The organism is Burkholderia arboris, from assembly GCF_902499125.1.
Classification (GTDB): domain Bacteria; phylum Pseudomonadota; class Gammaproteobacteria; order Burkholderiales; family Burkholderiaceae; genus Burkholderia; species Burkholderia arboris.
In genome coordinates, this window is record NZ_CABVPX010000019.1 from 15,551 (window position 1) to 36,289 (window position 20,739).

Sequence of the window (20,739 nt, forward strand, 5' to 3'; positions counted from 1 at the left end):
CCGCAGGCACTTGGCGCGCGGGGCCTTGCCCCGCAGCCAGGTCTTCATCCAGAATCTCACGGATCATCCGCCGCACGGAGCAACACGATGTCGACGATCAATTCCGCCGTCAATTCCGCCACCGCCTCGGCCAACAGCCAGCTGCAGCAGGCTGCCCAATCGATCATCAGCGGTTCGACCGGCAACTCGTCGATGGACGTCAACTCGCTCGTGACGGCACTCGTCAATGCGAAGACCGCCGGTCAGGCTGCCGCGCTCAGCGCGCAGCAAAGCAGCGACAACACCCAGATTTCCGCGTTCGGCGCCCTTTCGGCCGCGCTGAGCGCACTGCAGGCCAGCATCACGACGCTGTCGAACGGCTCGCTGCAGAACACCTTCACCGCCACCGCGAGCGGCACCGGCCTCACCGCGACCGCGGGCGCCGGCGCGGTGGCCGGCAGCTATTCGGTCGGCGTCACGCAGATCGCGACGTCGCAGTCGCTGTCGTCGGCCGCGTTCGGTTCGTCGACGGCGCTCGGCACCGGCACGATGACGCTGTCGCTCGGCAGCAAGTCGTTCACGGTCGACGTGAACGGTACCAACAACACGCTGTCCGGCATCGCCGCCGCGATCAACAACACGGCCGGCAACCCGGGCATCGTCGCGTCGGTCGTCAACGGCAGCGACGGCGCGCACCTCGTGCTCAGCTCGACGCCGACCGGCGCGGCGAACACGATCAGTGTCGCGCTCAGCAACGTCGCCGGCGACAACGGCCTGTCCAGCCTCGGCGTCACGTCGACGCCCAGCACGACGGGCGGGCAGTCGACGTTCACGTCCGCGAACGGCAGCGCCGCATGGAAGCAAAGCACCGCCGCGCAGGACGCCGCGTTCACGATCAACGGCATCGCCGGCACGAGCGCGAGCAACACCGTGACGAGCGCGATCACCGGCGTCACGCTGAACCTGACCAGCGCCGCCGTCAGCGGAACGCAGCCGCAAACGTTGACGGTCGCCACCGACACGAAAACCCAGGCCGCCGCGATCAACAACTTCGCGACGCTCTACAACACGCTCGTCACGACGATGGGCTCGCTGTCGAGCTTCACGTCCGGCGCGTCGTCGCAAGGCCCGCTGCTCGGCGACTCCACGCTGAACACGATCAAGAACGCGCTCGCGTCGATCGTCGCAAGCGGCGTGAACGGCAACGGCTCGACGGTCAACCTCGCGTCGATCGGCGTCACGCTGCAGGCCGACGGCACGCTGCAGGTCGACAACACGGCGCTCAACGGCGCGCTGCAGAACAACCCGACGGGCGTCGCATCGCTGTTCAACTCGACGAACGGGATCGGCGAGCAGCTGACGACGAACATCACGAACTACACGAAGACGAACGGGCTGATCGCCGCGCGCACGACGGCGCTCAGCAACGACCTGAAGAACGTCTCGCAACAGCAGTCGAACCTGTCGAACTATGTCGCACAGCTGACCACCCAGTACCAGGCGCAGTTCACCGCGCTCAACACGCTGATGGCGACGATGAACAGCAACTCGCAGTACCTGACGCAGTTGTTCGGCGGCGCGAACAGCGCCGGCGCAATGTCGAACAACAAGAGCTGACCGCTAGCCGGACAGGAGAGTCCAGATGGAACAGACCGAACTGATTGCGCAGCTCGACGCGCTCACCGACGCGATCGAGCACGCAGCCTCGATGGCCGACTGGACCGAGGCGGTGCGCCTCGTCGATGCGCGCTGGACCCTCGTCGCGTCGCTCGCGGCCGACCAGCCGCCGGCCGGCATCGCCGCGATCCGCCGCATGCAGACCAGCAACGACCGCATTTTCGCCGACGCGCAACGCGCGCAGCAGGACCTGACCGACGAATACCAGGCGGCCATGAGCCGCGTGCAGGCCGTCGGCCAGTACCAGAGCATCGCGAACCGCTGATCCGTCCCTGGCGCCGCCGCAAGCGCGCGCCCACCCGACAACAAGAACTACACGCTGATGTGAGGGCGTGCTCGTTCGCCTCCGCCCGCCTCGTGCGGGCGTTTTTTTTGCGCGCGGCCGGTCGCGTCGCGACCGCCCGTTCAATCGCCCAAACTGACCGGGCTTTTACCGTCATCTCGCGGCATCGGCGCGGCGGCACGCTACCCATAATGGTATCGACCGACTTTCCGCAGATTTCATCATGCCCTCGTTCGAACTGTCCGCCCCCGCCACGCTCACGCCCGAACAGCAGCTTGCGCAGGACATTGCGCTCGTCATGGACAACGCGCTCGAGCGCCAGCGCAGCGGCGCATTCGACGACGCGCAGGCCCTGTACGAGGCCATTCTCGACGCGGTACCGGCACATGCCGACGCGCACTACAACCTCGCGGTGCTGATGGTGGATACGGGCCGTCCGGCCGACGCGGTGCCGCATTTCGAAGCCGCCATCGGCGCGAACCCGGCCAACGGCTATTACTGGGTCAGCTACATCCACGCGCTGCATCGCAGCGGACAGACGGCCGCCGCGTGGATCGCCGTCGAGATCGCGCAGCAGCGCGGCATCCGCGGCCCCGCGCTCGAAGGGCTGATCGGGCAGATGGCATCGCCCGACATCGTGCTTGCGACCGCGGCGGTGCCCGTCGCCACGAGCAGCATCGGAACGGCGATCGTCCTGGAAACCGCTTCTGCCGCCGTCGTGCGGAACGACGCCGGCAAGCCGGTCCGGCGCCCGAACCAGGCCCTGCTGCAAAAGCACGCCGCCCTGTTCAACAAGAACAAGCATGCGGAAGCCACCGCGCTCGCGAAGCAACTGGTCGCCGACTACCCGGAAGACGGCGCCTGCTGGCGTACGCTGGCCGCGTCGCATCACCGGGAAGGCCGCTTCGCGGAGATGATCGAAGCCGGCTTTCGCACGGTCGAATTGCTGCCGGACGAAGTGCTCGTGCGCATCCTGCTCGCCGATACGTTGCGGGCCGTCAACCGGCTCGCGGAAGCCGACGTCCAATGCCGCCGGCTGCTCGAGCTCCAGCCCGATCACACCGAGGGACTGCGGATCCACGGCCTCGTGCTGTTCGCGATGCGCCGCATCGAAGAAGGGCTCGCGACCTGCCGGCGCGCGGTCGAACTCGCGCCGGGCGCGGCCGCCCCGATGAGCACGCTCGGCTTCGTGCTGCTCGAACAGGGCGCCACGGAGGAAGCGGTGGGCTGGTTGAAGCGCGCGATCGAAATCGACCCGACCGACAGCGTGACGCACAGCAGCATGCTGTTCTGCATCGCGCACAGCAGCGACTTCGATCCGCAGGCGCTCGTCGCCGAACATCGCAAGTTCGGCCAGCGCTACGACAACCACAAGCGCAAGCGCGCGGCCGTGTTCTCGAACTCGCGCGACCCGGCGCGCAAGCTGCAGATCGGCTTCGTATCGGGCGACCTGTTCAGCCACGCAGTCGCCTCCTACGCGGTGCCCGTGATCGAGCAGCTCGCGACCGATCCCGGCATCGCGATGCACTTCTATCACAATCACTTCGAGGAAGATCACACGTCGGAACGCTTCAAGGCCCACGCGACGACCTGGCGCAACGTCGCCGGCATGAGCGACCAGGCCTTCCTCGAGCGTGTGCGCAACGACCGGATCGACATCGTGATCGACCTGTCGGGCCATACGGGCCGCAACCGCCTCGTCGCGCTGGCGCAGCGGGCGGCGCCGGTGCAGGCATCCTGGATCGGCTATCCGGCCACGACCGGCCTCGCCGAGATGGACTACTACCTGACGGATCGCTTCGTCGCGCCGCACGGCGCATTCGACGACCAGTTCGTCGAGCAGATCGTGCGGCTGCCCGCGATCGCGCCGTTCATGCCGCCGCCCAATTGCCCGCCCGTCAACGTGCTGCCGGCGCTGCACAACGGCTACACGACCTACGCCAGCTTCAACCGCCTGAACAAGCTGAGCCCGCACGTGATCGAGGTCTGGGCGCGCGTGCTGCATGCCGACCCGACCGCGCGCATGGCGCTCGGCGCGATCAGCAACGACCGCGATCAGGCCGCGCTGACCGAATGGTTCGCCGCCGCGGGCATCGGTGTCGATCGCCTGACGTTCCACCGGCGCTCGAACATTCCGGTCTACATGCAGCAGCATCACGGCGTCGACCTCTGCCTCGACACGTTCCCGTATACCGGTTCGACGACCACGCTGAACGGGCTGTGGATGGGCGTGCCGACCGTGACGATCCCCGGCGCGACGATGGCCGGGCGCGGCAGCGCGGGCTGGCTGCAGCACGTCGGGCTCGATGCGTACATCGCGACGGACGAGGACGATTTCGTTGCGAAGGCGCTGGCGCTCGGGCACGACACCGCCGCGCTGCAGGCACTGCGCACGGGCCTGCGCGCGCGCTGCGCGCAATCGGCCGCGTTCCGGCCAGACGTGGTCGCGGCCGGGCTGTCGTCGGCGCTGCGCACGATGTGGGCCCGCTGGTGCGCGAACGAACCGGTCACCGCATTCGACACGCCGCTGTTCGACGACACGGCCACCGCACAGGCCGCGGCCGAGGCCTGAACGCCACGCCAGATCGAGAGAAACCATCATGACCGCCAGCCTGCCCGCGTCGTCCGTCGCGCAACTGCCGCACGAACGCATCTACGTCACGCAACCGCATCTGCCGCCGCTCGAGGAATTCGTGCCGTACCTCGAGAAAATCTGGGAAAGCCGCACGCTGACCAACGGCGGCCCGTTCCACCAGCAGTTCGAGCGCGCGCTGTGCGAGTACCTCGGCGTGCCGCACCTGTCGCTGTTCGCGAACGGCACGCTGGCGCTCGTCACCGCGCTGCAGGCGCTGCGCATCACCGGCGAGGTCATCACGACGCCGTACTCGTTCGTCGCGACCGCGCATTCGCTGCTGTGGAACGGCATCAAGCCGGTCTTCGTCGACGTCGCGCCCGGCACGCTCAATCTCGACCCGGCACGCATCGAGGCGGCGATCACGCCGCAAACCACGGCGATCATGCCCGTGCACTGCTACGGCAATCCGTGCGACGTCGACGCGATCCAGAAGATCGCCGACAACTACAACCTGCGCGTGATCTACGACGCCGCACATGCGTTCGGCGTGCGCAACGCCACCGGCAGCGTGCTGACCCACGGCGACCTGTCGGTGCTGAGCTTTCACGCGACGAAGGTGTTCAACACGTTCGAGGGCGGCGCGATCATCTGCCCCGACGCGAAGACCAAGCAGCGGATCGATCACCTGAAGAACTTCGGTTTCGTCGACGAAGTCACGGTCGTCGCGCCCGGCATCAACGGCAAGATGAGCGAAATCAACGCCGCGTTCGGGATGCTGCAGTTGCAGCACATCGACGGCGCACTCGCGCGCCGCCGCGAAATCGACACGCTGTACCGCACGCTGCTGGCCGACGTGCGCGGCATCCGCTGCGTGCCGCTCGGCGGCCAGACCGTCGCGAACCATGCGTATTTCGCGATCCTCGTCGACGAAGACTATCCGCTCGACCGCGACGCGCTGTACCAGAAGCTGCGCGACTACGACGTGTACGCGCGCCGCTACTTCCATCCGCTGATTTCGGATTTCCCGATGTACCGCGGGCTGCCGTCCGCGAGCCGCGACAACCTGCCCGTCGCGACCGAGGCGGCGCGCAAGGTGCTGTGCCTGCCGATCTATCCGGCGCTCACCGACGACATGGTGCGCCGCATCGTCGGGCTGATCGCCGCCTGACGCGCGACGCCTACAGGTAGCGCTCGCCGGCCGCGCGCGCGCGGATCCGGCGCGCGGGGTTGCCGTACGCGACCGTGTACGGCTCGACGTCGTGCAGCACGACCGCGCCCGCACCGACGACGCTGTGCTCGCCGACCACGATCCGGTGCCGCAGCATCGCGCCGAGGCCAATCGCCGCGCCGTGGCCGATCCGGCAGTTGCCGCCCGTGACGACGCCCGGCGCGAGGCTCGAGAAGTCCGCCATCACGCCGTCGTGGTCGAGCGATGCCTGCGTGTTGACGATGCATCCTTCGCCGATCGTGCAGCACGGGTTGATCACCGCGCCGGCCATCACGACCGAGCCCGCGCCGATCGTCGATGCGTTGCCGACGCGCGCGCCCGGATGCACCGCCGATACGCACGGCAGGCCCGGCACGAGCGTCGCGAGGGCGGCCGTCACGTTCTCGCGCGCGTGGTTGTCGCCGATGGCGACCAGCAGCCCGGCGATGCCGTGCGCATCGACCAGATCCGGCAAATCGCGCTCGGCGCCCAGCACCGCGTAGCCGAGCGTTTCCTCGCCGCGGGGCCGGAACGAATCGATCAGCCCGGCGATCCGGTACCGGCCGGCCTGTTCGACGATGTCGATCACGACCTTGGCGTGACCGGACGAGCCGACGATGACGATGTTTTCCACGAGGGCCTCGATTGATCTGAAAAGCAGGAGCGGCATCGCCGCGTTCCCCGCAGTATGCCGTGTCGCCGCGCCCGCGCGGCGTGCGCCGTCAGGTCAGACGGTACGCACCGTATCGTCCGCCGTCATGCAACCGGCGGCAAACTGCGCGGCAAACGCCACCCGCACGCGCTCGGCCAGCCGGATCCAGCTGTCGTCGCGCCCGCGCCGGAACAGCCGCACCGTGCCCGGATACCAGGGTGAATCCTCGCGGCCGTGCATCCAGCGCCAGTCCACGTCCTGATTGGGCAACAGTACCCAGCAAGGCTTGCCGAGCGATGCGGCCAGATGTGCGGTCGACGTGTCGACGCACACCACGAGATCGAGTTGCGCGACGATCGCGGCCGTATCGGCGAAATCGTCCAGCTCCGAACCCAGGTGCAGCAACGGCAGCCCGCCCGGCGGCTGGCGCGCCTCGTCCTCGCCCTGCCCCTTCTGCAGGCTCACGAAATTCACGCCCGGCACGCTCCAGAGCGGCGTCAGCAACGCGAGCGACGGCAGCGAGCGGTGCGCATCGTTGTGATGCTTCGGGTTGCCTTTCCATACGAGGCCGACGCGCGGGCCGGCCGGCAGCGCATCGAGGCGCGTGCCCCAGTGCGCAACGCGCGCCGGGTCGGGGGCGAACCGCGCCGGCGGCGGGATCGTGTCGAGCGTCGTGCCCGCGTGCATCGGCGCGCTCAACAGGCTCGTCCAGTAATCGAACTGCGCGGCCTGCGCCGTGGCTGTCTCGTGGTCGAGCACCGCGTCGACGCCGTCGACCGTCTCCATCAGCCGATGCAGCGCAGGCTGGCACGCAAAGACCACGCGCGCGGGCTGTCGCGCCCGAAACGCCGTGAAATAGCGGCTGAACTGCAGCATGTCGCCAAGGCCGTCCTCCTGCCAGACGAGCAGCGTCTTGCCGGCCAGCGGCTCGCCTTGCCACTGCGCGCACCGCAGCACCTCGCGGGTCCGGCGGTGCACGAAGGTCGACTGCTCGTAGCGGGATTCGTAGCGGCGCCAGCCTTCCTCGAACCGGCCGAGCCCGAGCAGCAGCGTCGCCAGCCCGAACCGCGCGTCGTCGTAGTCGGCGCGCAGGTCGAGCGCGCGGCGGTATGCGCGTTCGGCGTCCTCGAGGCGGCCCGCATGCGCGAAGGTCGTGCCGAGGTTGTAGTGCACCTCGGCCATGTCCGGCGCGAGCGCGAGCGCATCGGTAAACGCAGCCGCGGCTTCGTCGTGGCGGCCCTGTGCGCGCAGCACGCAGCCCAGGTTGTTGCGCGGCTGCGGCAGGCCGGGACGACAGCGGATCGCTTCGCGATAGGCGGCTTCCGCTTCGGGCAGGCGATCGAGATTCTGCAGCGCGACGCCGAGGTTGTAGTGTGCCTCCGGATGGTCCGGACACAGCGCGAGCGCCTGCCGGCTGGCCGCTTCCGCTTCCGGCAACCGCTGCAGGTCGACGAGGACCGCGCCGAGATTCGCGTGTGCGAGCGTGTGGTCGGCGCGAACGGCGATCGCGAGCCGGTACGCGAGTTCCGCCTCGGCCGGTCGGCCGAGAACACGCAACACGTTGCCGAGATCGTTCAGCACGTCGGCGGACTGCGGCTCGATCAGCAGCGCCTGCCCGTACGCCTGTTCGGCCTCGTCGAGCCGGCCGAGCGCTTCGAGCACCTTGCCGGACCGGTGATGATGCGACGCCCGCAGCGGCGCGACGGCCGCCAATTGCCGGCGGACGATCGCGTCAGCTTCGGGCAGCCGCCCCTGCGACATGAGCAGCGCGCCAAGGCCCTCGTACGGCGGATCGAACGCCGGCATCGCGTCGATCGCGCGCCGCCACCACGCTTCCGCGTCGGCCAGCCGGTTCAGGCCGAGCGCGCACACGGCCGCGACATGCAGCGCCGCAACGGCCGGCGCCGGCCGGTCGAGCAGCGGCGCGACGTGCGACAACGCGGCGTCAAACTGTCCGTTCTGGCACAGGGTCGCGGCGTGTTGAGCGCGCGCGGTTTCGTCTGAGGCAGGTGTCATGTCATGCGGCGATGCGCGGCGCGCACCGCAAACGGACGGTCAGACGGCCGCCGGATTGACGGCCGGGCGGCCGGACTTGCCCGTGGCACGGTCCTTGGCCTCCTGGAGTGCGGCGAGCGTGTCGAGCGCATGCCCTTCGTCGGCCGCGAGATCGACGAGAAACGCGTCGTTGTGCTGCTTGATCCAGTCGAGCGGCATGTCCCACCACGCGAGCTGCAACAGCCGTTCGCGCACTTTTTCCGTGAAGCGGAAGCGGATCAGGCGCGCCGGCGACCCTGCATAGATTCCATAGGCTTCGGTACGGAAGTTCGGCGGAATGACGGACCGCGCGCCGACCACGCAGCCGTTCTCGATCTGGCTGCCGCCGAGGAACAACGCTTCGTCGCCGATCCAGACGTCGTTGTGGATCACGGTATCCGCATACTGCGGCATCGACACATTGGTGAGGCCGTTCCCGTAGAGGCTGAACAGGGTCGTGGAAATGGTCCGGGTCTCGTGCTGGCCGTTCAGCAGGAACCGCAGGCGCATGCCGCCAGCCACGTTGTTGCCGACCACGAGCTTCTGATACCCCTGGTCGTACTTCACGATCGAGCCCACGCCGAGGCTCGAGCACCGGCCGATATGAAACGTACCGACCTGCGCCTCCTCATCGAGCCAGTTACGGAAAAAATTGTTCGGAATCGCCGAAAAGGCGCCGTCCCGGTAGCCCAGCACGATGAATTGCTTCGCCCACGGATGGTCGGACAGCACGCCAGTACAGTCGTCGGAGGTCGTAACGTTCATATGCGGTCGCAGGTTTGCCGGCGCAGCGGCTCGATGCCGAGACCGCCCGGGACAGGATTGGGAGACGACGCAGCGCATCGGCCGCGATCGTAGACGATGCAGTATAGAAAGCGCGCGGGAACGATCGACAACGGATAAGAGCGGCGTTCTGACTTCTGTTCCGCCGATCGGCCCGGCACGGTCGCGCATCGGCGGGCGGCATGCGCCACGCCCCCGTGCCGCCGGCCTTCCGCATCGACGGCGCCGCGTCCCGTTCGCTCGGCGTCAGTTGCTCGAGCACCCTCCGCAACTGCTCGAACTGCACGAGCTGGAACTGCACGAACTCGACGAACTGCAGCTCGACGACGAGCAACTGCTGTCGGACCCGTCGAACGAACCGCCGCCCGCTTTCGCCGCGGCGAGCGACGACATCCGCGATGCGGCCAGCACCGTGCCCGAATACGCCGACCACGCGGTGCCGGCCAGCGCGCCCGCGCCGAACAGCGCGGCGGTCCAGAGCAACGGGTCCGGATCGTCGCGCTCGGCACGACGTGCCCCGTGGGTTCCCTCCGCGTCGCGTGCCGGCTGCGGATCGCGCCCGGCCCGCGGATCGTGCGCGATCCGGCGCGCGAGCAGCGCGGCGCGCCCGGCCGCCGTTGCGCCGCCCCGCCCGAAGCCGGTCAGCCGCCGCGCAACGATCCGGTACGCGATCGCGAACACGGCCATGCAGATGACGAGCAGCAGCACGGGCCGCCCGCGGCTCAGGCCGACCGCCAGCTTTGCCGCACCGGTGCCGAGCACGAGCAGCACGATCGCGCGCGCGGCCAGGCGCGACACGCGCAACTCGCCGGGCGCCCAGAGCCAGCCCTGCGCACGCATCCCGTCGGCGACCTCCTGCGCGTACCTGGCAAGCCGCTCGCGAAACACGCCGTAGCGGACGGTGCCGGACGGTTGCTCCTTGAGCCACGCGCAGTGGTCGTCGTGCCGGCCCGCCCGGTCCGGATCCGCGATCTTCACGTAGCCGCCCTGCCGCGGAACGGTCCACAGATCGACCGCGCCCGCATGCGCGAGCGACATCGTCACGACCTGCGCGACCCGTGCTTCGCCGCCGGTGAGATAGGCGACTTCATCGGCGCTCAGGTCGGACGCGCCCTTGCGCGTACGCCGGCCCCAGCGGCGGACGCGAAATTCGACGGCCTGGAGCACGACGATCAGCAGCAATGCGACGACGCAGGCCGGCACGTAGAACGCGAGAAACTGCGAGCCCGTGTAGTTCAGCACGTCGAGATCCTGCGCCGACGCGCAGGTCGCGGCGACGCTCGCGGCAGCCGCCGGCCACACGCATTTCGGCAGCAGGTTGCGCCACGCGCGGCGCGGCGCCGCGACCGCCGCGGTATCCGCGTCGGCCTGCCGTGCTCCGGCCTCGGCCGGCCGGTCGGCGGGGCGCGGCCAGATCGATGCCGGCGGCTCGCTGCCGAACAGCCGGCGATAACTGTCGAGCGTGTCGCGATAGCGCTGCGCGTACACGCTGCCCTCGTCCGGCGCGCCCGTGCCGGGCATGTGATGCAACCGCGCACGCAGCACGCCGGCGCAGAAGACGTCCCAGTATTCGAGCGTGTATTGCAGGTGGAAATGCCACGCGGCATCGACCGCGACCGACGGCGTGACCGGATGCCCGGCCGCCTGCGCGAGAAACGCGAAGCGCTTGTATTCGTCGATCACGGCGAGCACGTGGTCGTGCGTCCAGCCTTCGGCTTCGGCGAGGCGCCGGCTGTACGGCAGCGGCGCGTCGGGATCGTCGGGGGAATACGCGTGCAGACGCGCGAGCAGCGCCTGCTGCGCATCGGTCAGCGCGCAGGCATCGACTGCGGTCGAGGGTGTCGGAATGGCAGCCATCGGGAGTCGGCGCGAAGCGCGGACGGCCGCCGCGATCGACGCTTGGAGTGGTCGTTACGGGGATTCTCGCACAGCGGCAAGTACGCCGGCATGCCCGCGCCGAACCCTCACGTGGCGGCAACGGCCCGGCTGGGATCGAACCAGCAACCCCTGCCTTCGGAGTTTTACCTACGCCTGCCCGCCCCTTGCCCGGCAAGGCCCCGCAGGCCACGCGCACGGCAAAACCAAGGCTGCGCAAGATCGATCAAGGCCGCCCCGGCTCACCCAGGCTGCAATTCCGCTGCACGGCACGCATGGCACCCGCCCGCGAGCATCACGCGCCAGTCCGTCAAGCGTAAAGCGCGATGCGCGTCGCGCCACGCGCCGCGCTGCGTGTCCGGGCGAACCACGCACGCGCCTCGTTGAACCCCGCCTCGCGAAGCTCGACCATGAGAACCCTCTTCACCGCCTCACGGCTCGAGACCTCGCCATGGCAAGCAGCACGACTTCGACACGCCTTCGCGGCGCGCCGGCCGGCATCGCCGCCGGCAACCAGCCCCTCCCGCACCGGAGGGTCCGGCCATGATCGCGCGCGCATTGCAGGGCGACACGGTCGACGCGCTGTGCTGGCGTCACTACGGCCGGACCGACGGCACCGTCGAGACCGTGCTCGAGGCCAACACCGCGCTCGCCAGCCTCGGCGTCGTGCTGCCCGCCGGCACGCCCGTCTACCTTCCGCCGTTCGACACCGTGACGAGCGCACGGCCGTTGCTGCAACTGTTTGACTGACCCTGGAATCGCCGTCATGGCCGAACCGAACCTCACCACCGCCGCCATGCTGTCCGCCGCGATCGGCGTCGCCGGGCTCGCGCCCGGCATCGACGGCAACGCGTTGATCGGCGCGTTCACGGGCGCCGCGCTCGTGGTCGTCACCTCGCAGGAGATCGGCGTCGCACGGCGTGCCGCCTACCTGCTGATCTCGCTCGTGATGGGCTATCTCGCCGCGCCCGAAATCGTCGGCGCCACGCCGATCCGCTCGACCGGCGTCGCCGCGTTCTTCGCGGCCGCGCTCGTGATCACCGTCACGCTGCAGCTGATCGAGCGGATCAAGACGCTGGACCTGCTCGCGCTGTTCCGCAAAGGGGGATGACATGCACCTCCCGTTCGCGCTGATCGCCCTCTGCGCACACGTCGCGGTGCTCGTGCGGGTGCTCACCTATCGACGCAACGGCGCGCGGCACCGGCGCCACGCATCGTGGTTCGCGTGGCTGCTCGTCGCCGCCGCCGGCGGCGCGTCGATCGAGTTGCTGCTGCACACCGGCTCCGTCGGCTTCTTCGACGCGGCCACCTCGGTATTCCTGGCGATGTTCGTCTGCGGCACGCGCGGCAACGTCGCGCGCCTTCTGAGGAGTGAATGAATCATGAAAACCCGCCGACTCGGCGACCACGGCGACGACGTGGGCCTGCTGCAACGCCGACTGCTCCGCGCCGGCTATGCGGTGCCGGTCACGCACCTCTATGACACGGCGACCGAAGCCGCCGTCATCACGCTGCAACGCAAGACCGGCCTCGTCGACGACGGCATCGCCGGCCCGAAGACCTATGCCGCGCTGGCGACCGGCGTGCGCGATCCGAAACACCTGGCACTGGCCGACCTCGAACGCGCCGCGCGCACGCTCGACGTGCCGCTCGCGTGCATTCGCGCGGTCAACGAGGTCGAGTCGCGCGGCGCCGGCTTCCTGACCGACGGCCGGCCCGTCATCCTGTTCGAACGTCATGTGTTCTGGAAGCGGCTGCAGGCGCGCGGCATCGACCCTGCGCCGTTCGCGGCCCGGCAGCCGGACATCGTCTCGCGCACACGCGGCGGCTATCGCGGCGGTGCCGCGGAATACACGCGCCTCGCCGCGGCCGAGTCGATCGATGCCGGCGCCGCGTGGGAATCCGCGAGCTGGGGATCGTTCCAGGTGATGGGTTATCACTGGGCACGCCTCGGCTATGCGGGCATCGACGAATTCGTCGCCTGCATGGAAAGCGGCGAAGCGCAGCACCTCGACGCATTCGTCCGCTACATCGCGGCCGACGACGCGCTGCGCCGCGCACTCGGCGCACGCCAGTGGGCCGCATTCGCACGCGCGTACAACGGGCCCGACTACGCGGCGAACCTCTACGACGTCAAGCTCGCGCGCGCCTTCGACCGCTATGCGTCGCAACCGGCTACGCCGACGCAGGCCGCACCCGGGCCGGCCGGCGCCGCGCGCCTTGCATGAACGGCCTCGCCGCGAAATTCGCCGCCGGCGGCGTCGCGCTGGCCGCGTGCGCCGTCGCGGCGCTGTACCTGCATGCGTTGCGCGCGGACCTGGCGACCGCGCAACAGCGACGCGTCGATGCGCAACAGGCGCTCGCCGCGCGCGACGGCGTCATTGCGCGCCTGCAGCAGGATGCCGCCGCCCGCGCGCAGCAGCAGGCGCGGCTCGACCGCTCACACACCGCGATCGCGTCAAAGCTCGACGCCATTCGACTTGAAAACCGGAGATTGACCGATGAAAACGCCGCGCTTCGCGCCTGGGCTGACACTCCTTTGCCTGATGTCGTTGTCCGCCTGCAAGCCAATCCCGCTCTCACCGGCGCCGACGATTATGTCGAACACGTGCCAAACGGTGACACCGTGCACGCTGCCGATGCTCGCGCCCCGCACCAACGGTGAGCTCGACGGCGCGCTCACGCTCGCCAAGGCGGCCTGGGCGGCGTGCGCGGCAACCGTCGACATGATCGCGGCGTGCCAGGCCGGCACGTCCATTCCCGACCACGGAGCGCATCCGCATGATTAAGCCCGACAGCCTGCGGCGAGCCCTCGTCGCCGCCATCCCGTCGCTCGCCGCCGAACCGGGCGCGCTGACCGTGCTCGTCGAGCAAGGGTCGATCGCGACGACCGGCACGCTGACGCCGTCGTTCGAATACCGGTATACGGCGCACGTCCTCGCGACGAACTTCTCCGGCGACACCGATCCCGTATTCGTCGCACTGGTCGAGTGGGTGCGCGCGAACCAGCCGGATCTCGTGACGAACCCGGCCGCGCGGGCAAGCGGCATCACCTTCGAGGTCGGCATCCGCGACCCGGCGGCGCTCGACCTGTCGATCCGGCTGGCGCTGACGGAAAGCGTCGCCGTGACGACCGGGCCGGACGGCCGACACGTGATCGCGCACGTCGACGACACACAGGTCGATCCGGCCAATACCCTCACCTGGGTCGCGCTGCCGCAGATCCGATGAGCCCGGCGGGCGCCGGCCCGCCTTCCTGCCGCAAATCGCGCACGCGTCGCCTTTCGCCGCCGCGGCCACCGCGCGTCGCAGCCGGCCGCTTCGCCCGAGGCGACGGAGCGGCACGCCGCGATCAAGACGCCGATCGTCCGGTCGCGCTTCCCCTGCGAATCAGCCCGCGTCGACGGCGCGCCTGTCGCCGACGGCGACGTCCACGACACCGTCGCCATGCGGCGCGCGTCCCGACCATCCGTCGGCGCTGCGCGTCCACGCAATCGGCCGGACCACCGCGCCACGTCCTTCCGTTCCCGCTTCGATCGGCTCACGCATTCCCGCCTCTCGGCAGTCTCGCCGGCACGCACGACTCCATCCTCACGCAAACCGGTGCTGCGATTGTCGACGCTCGTCTTCGTGCCGGCATCCGGTGCGTGCTGTCTTCGACGCGACGACACAGGCGATCGCTCGCGCCGCGAGCGCCCGGTCGGCACCATGAATGCATGGACGCTAATGAAATTCAACGGCAGGCACGCAACGCGGTGCGCAAGGGAACGATCCTCACGGTCGACCATGCGGCAGCGTTGTGCCGCGTCTCGGTCGGCGACGCCGAATCCGACGGCAGCGGACTGCAGACCAACTGGATTCCGTGGGTCGCCGGCACCGCCGGCGGAACCCGCGACTGGCTGCCGCCGACGCCCGGCGAACAGGTCGTGCTGCTCTGCCCGATGGGCGACCCGGCACAAGGTGTCGCGCTGCGCGGCGTCTATTCGAACGCCGCACCGGCGCCGGCCTCGAGCCCGGATACCCATGCGCGCGTCTACCCCGACGGCGCAAGCATCACGTACGACCACGCCGCGCATGCGCTCACCGCCGAGCTGCCCGCCGGCGCGACCCTGCGCATCGTCGCGCCGGGATCGGTCGTCGTACAGACCCGGGACGCAACCGTGCAGGCCGAGCGCATCACGCTCGACGCACAGCAGACGACCTGCACCGGTGCGATGACGGTCAAGGGCCCGTTCGCGTTCGAATCGGGCATGACCGGCACGGGCGGCGCCGGCGGCGGCGCCACGATGCAGATCGACGGCGCGGCCACCTTTACCCGCGAAGTGAAATCCCAGGGCATCAGCCTCCCGCATCACACGCATCGCGAACAAGGCGATGGACAACTCGTGAGCGCACCGCAATGAAAGGCATGAACGCGAACACCGGCCGCTCGATCTCGGGCCTGGACCATTTCTACCAGTCGATCGGCAACATCGTGACGACGCCGCTCGCGTCGTGCGTGAAGCGCCGCACATTCGGCTCCGAGCTGCCCGACCTGATCGACGCACCGGGCAACGGCACCGTGCGCACGCGGCTGTATGCAGCCGTCGCCACGGCGCTCATGCGCTGGGAGCCGCGCCTGACACTGACCCGCGTCGTCCTCGCCGCGGACGACGCGAACGCGGCTGCCGGCTCGCTCTATCTCGACATCGAAGGCTGGACCAACGAAAGCGGCACCGCCGTGTCGACCCGCGTGCCGGTCGCGAACGGGAGCGCGGCATGAGCGTGACGCCGATCGACCTCTCCCAGCTGCCGTCGCCCGACGTCGTCGACACGATCGACTACGAGACGTTGCTCGCCGCACGCAAGGCCCGGCTCGTGTCGCTCTACCCGGCTGCCGAACAGGCCGAAATCGCCGCGACGCTCGCGCTCGAGTCGGAGCCGCTCGTCAAGCTCCTGCAGGAAAGCGCGTATCGCGAGATCGTGCTGCGGCAGCGCGTGAACGACGCCGCGCGTGCGGTGATGCTCGCGTATGCGATCGGCACGGACCTCGACCACCTCGCGGCGCTGTTCGGCATCCGGCGCCTGACGATCTCGCCCGCCGATCCGGAACACGATCTCGCAGCGGTGATGGAAAGCGACACCGACCTGCGCGCCCGCACGCAGCTCGCACCGCAGAGCTTCTCCGTTGCCGGCCCCGAAGGCGCGTATGTCTCGCACGCGCGCAATGCGGACGGCCGTGTGCTCGACGCCTCGGCGATCAGCCCGGCCCCGTGCGAAGTCCTCGTCACGGTGCTGGCGCGCGATGGCGACGGCACGGCGGCTCCTGCGTTGATCGACGCCGTGGCGTCGGCGCTGCAGGCCGACGACGTGCGGCCGCTGACCGACAAGGTCACGGTGCGCGGCGCCGAAATCCTGCGCTACCAGGTCCGCGCGCGACTGGTGTTCTTCGCCGGTCCGGACCGCGCGGTGGCGCTCGCGCAAGCCAACCGCGCGATGAAGCAATACACCGAATCGATGCACCGCCTCGGGATGGAAGTCACGCTCGACGGGATCTACGCGGCCGCCCGCGCGGCCGGCGTGCAGAAGGTGATCCTCGAAAGCCCGCTCGCCGGCCTGCCCGCGAGCAAGCAGCAGGCGCCCTACTGCACCGGGATCGAACTGATCGATGGCGGGGTGTACAGCAATGATTGACATCCTGCCGCCGAACGCGACGCGGCTCGAGCGCCGGCTCGCCGCGACGAACGCCCGGATCGACGACGTGCCGACGCCGCTCGCGACGCTAACGAGTCCGGACGCGATCCGGTCCGACCTGCTGCCGTGGCTCGCCTGGCACCTCGGCGTCGATGCGTGGAAGGACTACTGGCCCGAGTACGTGAAGCGTGCCCGCGTCGGCCAGGCGATTCCGATCGCCCGCCGCAAGGGAACCGCGGCTTCGGTGCGCGAAGTCGTCGCGACCTTCGGCGGAAACATCGTCCTGCGCGAATGGTTCGAGCAGCGCCCGCCGGGCCCGCCCGGCACGTTCGACCTCGTGATGACGGTCAGCGCACAGGAAGGCGAGCCGCCGACCGCCGCGTACGTTGCCGACATCCTCGCGGAAATCGACCGGACCAAGCCGGTCCGGGCGCACTACACGTTCACGCAGGGCTTCGAGATGCGGTGCCGACAACCGGTCGGCGCTGCCGCGCGCGTGGCGGCCTATCGCCGCCTGAACCTCACCGACTACTGATCGCACATGGCAACCCAGATCATCATCACCGACGCCGGCCGTGCCGCGCTCGTCGCCGCCGGCAACGGCGGCACGAATGCCCACCAGGTCGTGGAAATCGGCCTGGCGAACGCGCCGTTCGTCGCCGACAAGGGGCTCACGAAGCTGCCGAACGAGCTCAAGCGGATCAAGTCCTTCGGCGGCGCCAACGTCGCGCCGGACACGATCCACACGACGCTGAAGGACGACTCCGCGGACCAGTACTCGCTCTACGGGTTCGGCCTCTACCTCGAGAACGGCGTGCTGCTGGCCGCGTATGGCCAGGCGACGCCGATCATGGAGAAGTCGCCGGCCGCGCTGCTGCTGCTGTCGTCCGACATGCAGTTCACGGCGATCGACGCAACGAAACTCGTGTTCGGCGACGCATCGTTCCTCAATCCGCCTGCGACCACCGAGCGGCAAGGCGTGGTCGAGCTGGCGACGCAGGCGGAAGTGAACGCGGGCGGCGACGACACGCGCGCAGTCACGCCGAAGACGGCCGCGACACGATACGCGGCGTTGAGCGGCGCGACATTCACCGGCCCGGTCATCACCGATTTCGATGCGGGTCCGGAAACCGCGCATGTGTTGGTTCGCCCTCCGTCGGGCAAGAACGGCCGCGAAAGCCGTGTGCGCCTGCATGGCACGTTCGGCGGCAACCACGCCGATACCGGGACGCGCCTGATCGCCACGATCCGCTCCGGCTTCGACAACGGCGCCTGGGGCCGCGAGTACGTGGACCTGTGGCTCAACCGTACCGGCAACGATAACCAGGTCGACGCGAACCAGGCGCGCGCCCTGCGCATCGCCTACGGCGGCCGCGTGCTGGTGGGCGACGTCAGGAACGACGACGGGAATTCGCGCCTGCGGGTCGGCGGCGATATTGCGGCCGAAGGCACGAGCTATGCGAAGGCGGCGTCGATCGACGGCGGTGCCGGCAACTTCTCCACGCTGTTCTTTACCGACGGCGGCAAGATCCGCTGGTCGCTGTTCAAGCGCGATGGCGTCGCAACGGGCGGCAACGGCGGCAACAACTTCGGACTGAACGCGTTTGCGGACGACGGCGCCACGCAGTTCTCCTCGTTCCGCGTCGACCGCGGCACCCAGACGTTTGCGGTCGCGAAGCGTCTGACCGTCGGCGATGTCGGCGACGACGGCAAGAACGCGCTCCAGGTCGGCGGAAACGCAGCCTTCAAGGGCGGGTTGACCACACGCGAAATGGACGTGAACGGCGCCCATTTCCGTGCGATCTCCAACGACTACGGCGCCTTCCTGCGCAACGACGGCACGAACGTGTATCTGCTGTCGACGAACAAGGGCAATCCGGAAGGTCAGTGGAACGATTTCCGCCCGTTCGCGTGGTCGCTCGCCGACGGGATCGTCCGCATCAGCGACAGCGGGGCCTTGACGAACATCGGCGGCGATCTCGCCATTGGCAGGAATACGAACGAAGGGCACATCCGGCTGGGGCCGGTCGACGGTCACTTCTACGCCAACGCCCATTCGGTCGGCTGGTGGGGTCAAGCAGACTCGTTCCAGTACATCCTGGACGATCACACCTTCCGCATCAACGGCAATCCGGTATGGCACTCGGGCAACCTGACGCCGCTCGATCGCACGAAGGGCGGCACGATGTCGGGCGATCTCTGGTTCGATCCGGGCAAACGGATCTACCTGTCCGAAGGCAGTGCGCAGGCACCGTCGCTCACCTTCATCAACGACGGCGCGCCGGACACCGGCCTGTACCACATCAACGACGGTTCGTTCGGCGTCACGTGCAACGGCATTCCGCAGGTTTCGTTCACGCCGGGCGGAACGACCTTCCAGACGCCCGTGAAGGGCCCGACACCCGCGGCAGGCGACCGCTCGACCTCGCTCGCCACGACCGAATGGGTGCTGGCCGCCCTCTCGAAGGCGACGGTCGGCCAGATCGTATTCGAGCCGCGCACGCTGCCGCGCGCCGGCTTCCTGAAAGCCAACGGCACCCTCGTCAATCGTGCGGACTATCCGGCCCTGTGGGCGTATGCGGAGGCCAGCGGCACGCTCGTCTCGGACGACGAATGGCGCAACGAGCGCTGGGGCTGCTTCTCCACCGGCGACGGCTCGACGACGTTCCGCCTTCCGGAACTGCGCGGCGAATTCATCCGCTGCTGGGCCGACGGCCGCGACGACATCGACCCGCAACGCGCCATCGGTACGTATCAGGCCCCCCAGAACCGATCGCATGCGCACGGCGCGAGCGCGGCCGCGGTCGGCGACCACGCGCACTCCGCATGGACCGATGCACAGGGCTGGCACGGCCACCACGGCTGGACGGCCGGCGTGGGCGATCACCAGCACGTGTCGCCGTGGGGCGAAAGCGTCTCCGTCTACCGCCCGCCATGGGGAACCTGGGGCGCGGCCAACAACACGGGCTCCGGCAGCAGCGACGGCGACAACGTGTGGGGGATGACGAGTCCGGCTGGCGGTCACAGCCACGAATTCAACACGGAAGGCGCCGGCAATCACGGCCACAACGTCGGCATCGGCGGCGCCGGCAATCACAGCCACGCCATCACCGTCAACGCGGACGGCGGGAACGAAGCACGGCCGCGCAATATCGCGCTGCTCGCGATGATCCGCGCTTACTAACTCTCGGACTTCAACCTATGTTGATTCACCACTACAACTCACAGACCGGCGAATACCTGAGCAGCAGCCAGCCCGACGCCGATCCGCGCAACGCCGAACGCTGGCTCGTTCCGTCATGGGCCACGTTCGACGAGCCGCCGGCGCGCACGCCGACGACCTGGCCGTTCTACCGCGACGGCGCGTGGGCGCTGCGGCCTGACTTCCGCGGCCGGATCTGCTACCGCACCGACACCGGTGAAGCCGTCGAAATCGCGACCGCCGGCAAGACGCCCGACGAGCTCGGCCTGACGACCGAAGCGCAGCCGTCGCCTCGCCATGCGTGGATCAACGGCGCGTGGGTCATCCCAGCCGCGCTGCTCGAGCGCGAGAAACGCGACGCCGCGATGGCCGAGTTCGAGCGCCGGCTGGACGCCGCGCGCAAGGCCAACGCCGGCAAGGCCGATGCCTACGCGGCAGGCCTGCTCGACGACGAAGGCATCTACTACTTCAAAGCCTGGTCGGCCTACCAGATGGCGCTCGTTTCGGTCATCCAGGCCGACACGTTCCCCGATGCGGTGACGTGGCCGGCAACGCCCTCGCCGTACGTACCGCCTCCGCAGCCCGAGCCGAAACCGGAGCCGACGCCGAAGCCGGAGCCGACGCCCGAGCCGACGCCCGAGCCGAAGCCCGAGCCGAAGCCCGAGCCGAAACCGGAGCCGACGCCGGAGCCGGAGCCGAAGCCCCAACCGGACGAGCCAAGCGCACCTGCAGCTCCGGTCGCGGACCCCGCGGCCTGATCCGCACGGGATTCCTCCCGTTCTCTTTCATCTGCACACAC

22 protein-coding genes are annotated in these 20,739 nt (G+C 69.2%); 17 read left to right on the forward strand and 5 right to left on the reverse strand.

What is annotated here, in order from left to right:
• The first annotated feature begins 87 nt into the window (after nucleotides 1–87).
• From fliD to vioA, 4 genes are all read left to right on the forward strand, one after another.
• Nucleotides 88–1,596 carry a flagellar filament capping protein FliD gene (gene fliD / locus BLA15945_RS22365; protein WP_059232712.1) on the forward strand — a complete coding sequence of 503 codons (1,509 nt, stop codon included), beginning with the start codon at nucleotides 88–90 and terminating at the stop codon, nucleotides 1,594–1,596.
• Between the two features lie 25 nt (nucleotides 1,597–1,621).
• Entirely contained in the window at nucleotides 1,622–1,921 is a 300-nt protein-coding gene (locus BLA15945_RS22370; RefSeq protein ID WP_059232713.1) for a flagellar protein FliT, read from the forward strand.
• Between the two features lie 241 nt (nucleotides 1,922–2,162).
• Nucleotides 2,163–4,511: a tetratricopeptide repeat protein gene (locus BLA15945_RS22375; RefSeq protein WP_174993401.1), complete on the forward strand. Its 2,349-nt coding sequence runs from the start codon at nucleotides 2,163–2,165 to the stop codon at nucleotides 4,509–4,511.
• Between the two features lie 28 nt (nucleotides 4,512–4,539).
• Nucleotides 4,540–5,682: a dTDP-4-amino-4,6-dideoxy-D-glucose aminotransferase VioA gene (gene vioA / locus BLA15945_RS22380; RefSeq protein ID WP_059232715.1), complete on the forward strand. Its 1,143-nt coding sequence runs from the start codon at nucleotides 4,540–4,542 to the stop codon at nucleotides 5,680–5,682.
• Nucleotides 5,683–5,692: 10 nt separating this feature from the next.
• Here vioA and BLA15945_RS22385 read toward each other — a convergent pair whose 3' ends face one another.
• From BLA15945_RS22385 to BLA15945_RS22400, 4 genes are all read right to left on the reverse strand, one after another.
• Nucleotides 5,693–6,355 carry an acetyltransferase gene (locus BLA15945_RS22385; RefSeq protein ID WP_059232716.1) on the reverse strand — a complete coding sequence of 221 codons (663 nt, stop codon included), beginning with the start codon at nucleotides 6,353–6,355 and terminating at the stop codon, nucleotides 5,693–5,695.
• Nucleotides 6,356–6,448: 93 nt separating this feature from the next.
• Nucleotides 6,449–8,389, reverse strand: a complete 1,941-nt coding sequence (locus BLA15945_RS22390; protein WP_174993402.1) for a tetratricopeptide repeat protein — start codon at nucleotides 8,387–8,389, stop codon at nucleotides 6,449–6,451.
• A gap of 39 nt (nucleotides 8,390–8,428) precedes the next feature.
• On the reverse strand, nucleotides 8,429–9,172 hold the full coding sequence (locus BLA15945_RS22395) for an LbetaH domain-containing protein (RefSeq protein WP_059232718.1): 744 nt from the start codon (nucleotides 9,170–9,172) through the stop codon (nucleotides 8,429–8,431).
• Nucleotides 9,173–9,436: 264 nt separating this feature from the next.
• Nucleotides 9,437–11,047, reverse strand: coding sequence for a TIGR04222 domain-containing membrane protein (locus BLA15945_RS22400; RefSeq protein WP_174993403.1), 1,611 nt, complete (start codon nucleotides 11,045–11,047; stop codon nucleotides 9,437–9,439).
• 561 nt (nucleotides 11,048–11,608) lie between these two features.
• Between BLA15945_RS22400 and BLA15945_RS22405 the strand changes: the two genes are divergently transcribed.
• From BLA15945_RS22405 to BLA15945_RS22430, 7 genes are read left to right on the forward strand one after another with little or no spacing between them, the layout of a single operon-like run.
• Nucleotides 11,609–11,815, forward strand: a complete 207-nt coding sequence (locus BLA15945_RS22405) for a tail protein X (RefSeq protein ID WP_059232720.1) — start codon at nucleotides 11,609–11,611, stop codon at nucleotides 11,813–11,815.
• Between the two features lie 16 nt (nucleotides 11,816–11,831).
• Complete coding sequence (locus BLA15945_RS22410; protein WP_059232721.1) at nucleotides 11,832–12,176, forward strand: putative holin; 345 nt, start codon at nucleotides 11,832–11,834, stop codon at nucleotides 12,174–12,176.
• Between the two features lies 1 nt (nucleotide 12,177).
• Nucleotides 12,178–12,444, forward strand: a complete 267-nt coding sequence (locus BLA15945_RS22415; RefSeq protein ID WP_059232722.1) for a phage holin family protein — start codon at nucleotides 12,178–12,180, stop codon at nucleotides 12,442–12,444.
• Nucleotides 12,445–12,447: 3 nt separating this feature from the next.
• Nucleotides 12,448–13,293, forward strand: coding sequence for an N-acetylmuramidase domain-containing protein (locus BLA15945_RS22420; RefSeq protein WP_174993404.1), 846 nt, complete (start codon nucleotides 12,448–12,450; stop codon nucleotides 13,291–13,293).
• Nucleotides 13,290–13,730: an Rz-like lysis system protein LysB gene (gene lysB, locus BLA15945_RS37735; RefSeq protein ID WP_174993405.1), complete on the forward strand. Its 441-nt coding sequence runs from the start codon at nucleotides 13,290–13,292 to the stop codon at nucleotides 13,728–13,730. Before BLA15945_RS22420 ends, lysB begins: the two co-directional genes overlap by 4 nt.
• Complete coding sequence (gene lysC / locus BLA15945_RS22425; protein WP_226196743.1) at nucleotides 13,612–13,854, forward strand: Rz1-like lysis system protein LysC; 243 nt, start codon at nucleotides 13,612–13,614, stop codon at nucleotides 13,852–13,854. The genes lysB and lysC overlap by 119 nt, the downstream gene beginning before the upstream one ends.
• Nucleotides 13,847–14,296, forward strand: coding sequence for a phage tail protein (locus tag BLA15945_RS22430; protein WP_174993406.1), 450 nt, complete (start codon nucleotides 13,847–13,849; stop codon nucleotides 14,294–14,296). The genes lysC and BLA15945_RS22430 overlap by 8 nt, the downstream gene beginning before the upstream one ends.
• A gap of 159 nt (nucleotides 14,297–14,455) precedes the next feature.
• Here the strand turns inward: BLA15945_RS22430 and BLA15945_RS22435 are convergent, their stop codons facing one another.
• Nucleotides 14,456–14,614, reverse strand: a complete 159-nt coding sequence (locus BLA15945_RS22435) for a hypothetical protein (protein ID WP_174993407.1) — start codon at nucleotides 14,612–14,614, stop codon at nucleotides 14,456–14,458.
• Nucleotides 14,615–14,781: 167 nt separating this feature from the next.
• On the opposite strand from BLA15945_RS22435, the gene BLA15945_RS22440 reads away from it, so the two are divergent.
• The 6 genes from BLA15945_RS22440 to BLA15945_RS22465 are packed head-to-tail and all read left to right on the forward strand — an operon-like array spanning nucleotide 14,782 to nucleotide 20,698.
• Nucleotides 14,782–15,468 (forward strand): phage baseplate assembly protein V, encoded by a 687-nt coding sequence (locus tag BLA15945_RS22440; RefSeq protein WP_059232727.1) that lies wholly within the window; start codon nucleotides 14,782–14,784, stop codon nucleotides 15,466–15,468.
• Nucleotides 15,465–15,827, forward strand: coding sequence for a GPW/gp25 family protein (locus BLA15945_RS22445; protein WP_174993408.1), 363 nt, complete (start codon nucleotides 15,465–15,467; stop codon nucleotides 15,825–15,827). The genes BLA15945_RS22440 and BLA15945_RS22445 overlap by 4 nt, the downstream gene beginning before the upstream one ends.
• Nucleotides 15,824–16,738 carry a baseplate J/gp47 family protein gene (locus BLA15945_RS22450; protein WP_059232729.1) on the forward strand — a complete coding sequence of 305 codons (915 nt, stop codon included), beginning with the start codon at nucleotides 15,824–15,826 and terminating at the stop codon, nucleotides 16,736–16,738. Before BLA15945_RS22445 ends, BLA15945_RS22450 begins: the two co-directional genes overlap by 4 nt.
• Nucleotides 16,731–17,273 carry a phage tail protein I gene (locus BLA15945_RS22455; RefSeq protein WP_059232730.1) on the forward strand — a complete coding sequence of 181 codons (543 nt, stop codon included), beginning with the start codon at nucleotides 16,731–16,733 and terminating at the stop codon, nucleotides 17,271–17,273. The genes BLA15945_RS22450 and BLA15945_RS22455 overlap by 8 nt, the downstream gene beginning before the upstream one ends.
• Before the next feature lie 6 nt (nucleotides 17,274–17,279).
• The gene (locus BLA15945_RS22460; RefSeq protein ID WP_174993409.1) at nucleotides 17,280–19,922 is read left to right on the forward strand and encodes a phage tail protein; all 2,643 of its coding nucleotides are present in this window, start codon (nucleotides 17,280–17,282) and stop codon (nucleotides 19,920–19,922) included.
• A 17-nt stretch (nucleotides 19,923–19,939) separates the two neighbouring features.
• Complete coding sequence (locus BLA15945_RS22465; protein ID WP_174993410.1) at nucleotides 19,940–20,698, forward strand: tail fiber assembly protein; 759 nt, start codon at nucleotides 19,940–19,942, stop codon at nucleotides 20,696–20,698.
• Nucleotides 20,699–20,739 lie beyond the last annotated feature (41 nt).

Coding starts and splice junctions, on each gene's coding strand:
- fliD (WP_059232712.1), top strand. CDS start 88: ATGTCGACGATCAATTCCGCCGTCAATTCCGCCACCGCCTCGGCCAAC.
- BLA15945_RS22370 (WP_059232713.1), top strand. CDS start 1,622: ATGGAACAGACCGAACTGATTGCGCAGCTCGACGCGCTCACCGACGCG.
- BLA15945_RS22375 (WP_174993401.1), top strand. CDS start 2,163: ATGCCCTCGTTCGAACTGTCCGCCCCCGCCACGCTCACGCCCGAACAG.
- vioA (WP_059232715.1), top strand. CDS start 4,540: ATGACCGCCAGCCTGCCCGCGTCGTCCGTCGCGCAACTGCCGCACGAA.
- BLA15945_RS22390 (WP_174993402.1), bottom strand. CDS start 8,389: ATGACACCTGCCTCAGACGAAACCGCGCGCGCTCAACACGCCGCGACC.
- BLA15945_RS22395 (WP_059232718.1), bottom strand. CDS start 9,172: ATGAACGTTACGACCTCCGACGACTGTACTGGCGTGCTGTCCGACCAT.
- BLA15945_RS22400 (WP_174993403.1), bottom strand. CDS start 11,047: ATGGCTGCCATTCCGACACCCTCGACCGCAGTCGATGCCTGCGCGCTG.
- BLA15945_RS22405 (WP_059232720.1), top strand. CDS start 11,609: ATGATCGCGCGCGCATTGCAGGGCGACACGGTCGACGCGCTGTGCTGG.
- BLA15945_RS22410 (WP_059232721.1), top strand. CDS start 11,832: ATGGCCGAACCGAACCTCACCACCGCCGCCATGCTGTCCGCCGCGATC.
- BLA15945_RS22415 (WP_059232722.1), top strand. CDS start 12,178: ATGCACCTCCCGTTCGCGCTGATCGCCCTCTGCGCACACGTCGCGGTG.
- BLA15945_RS22420 (WP_174993404.1), top strand. CDS start 12,448: ATGAAAACCCGCCGACTCGGCGACCACGGCGACGACGTGGGCCTGCTG.
- lysB (WP_174993405.1), top strand. CDS start 13,290: ATGAACGGCCTCGCCGCGAAATTCGCCGCCGGCGGCGTCGCGCTGGCC.
- lysC (WP_226196743.1), top strand. CDS start 13,612: ATGTCGTTGTCCGCCTGCAAGCCAATCCCGCTCTCACCGGCGCCGACG.
- BLA15945_RS22430 (WP_174993406.1), top strand. CDS start 13,847: ATGATTAAGCCCGACAGCCTGCGGCGAGCCCTCGTCGCCGCCATCCCG.
- BLA15945_RS22435 (WP_174993407.1), bottom strand. CDS start 14,614: ATGCGTGAGCCGATCGAAGCGGGAACGGAAGGACGTGGCGCGGTGGTC.
- BLA15945_RS22440 (WP_059232727.1), top strand. CDS start 14,782: ATGGACGCTAATGAAATTCAACGGCAGGCACGCAACGCGGTGCGCAAG.
- BLA15945_RS22445 (WP_174993408.1), top strand. CDS start 15,465: ATGAAAGGCATGAACGCGAACACCGGCCGCTCGATCTCGGGCCTGGAC.
- BLA15945_RS22450 (WP_059232729.1), top strand. CDS start 15,824: ATGAGCGTGACGCCGATCGACCTCTCCCAGCTGCCGTCGCCCGACGTC.
- BLA15945_RS22455 (WP_059232730.1), top strand. CDS start 16,731: ATGATTGACATCCTGCCGCCGAACGCGACGCGGCTCGAGCGCCGGCTC.
- BLA15945_RS22460 (WP_174993409.1), top strand. CDS start 17,280: ATGGCAACCCAGATCATCATCACCGACGCCGGCCGTGCCGCGCTCGTC.
- BLA15945_RS22465 (WP_174993410.1), top strand. CDS start 19,940: ATGTTGATTCACCACTACAACTCACAGACCGGCGAATACCTGAGCAGC.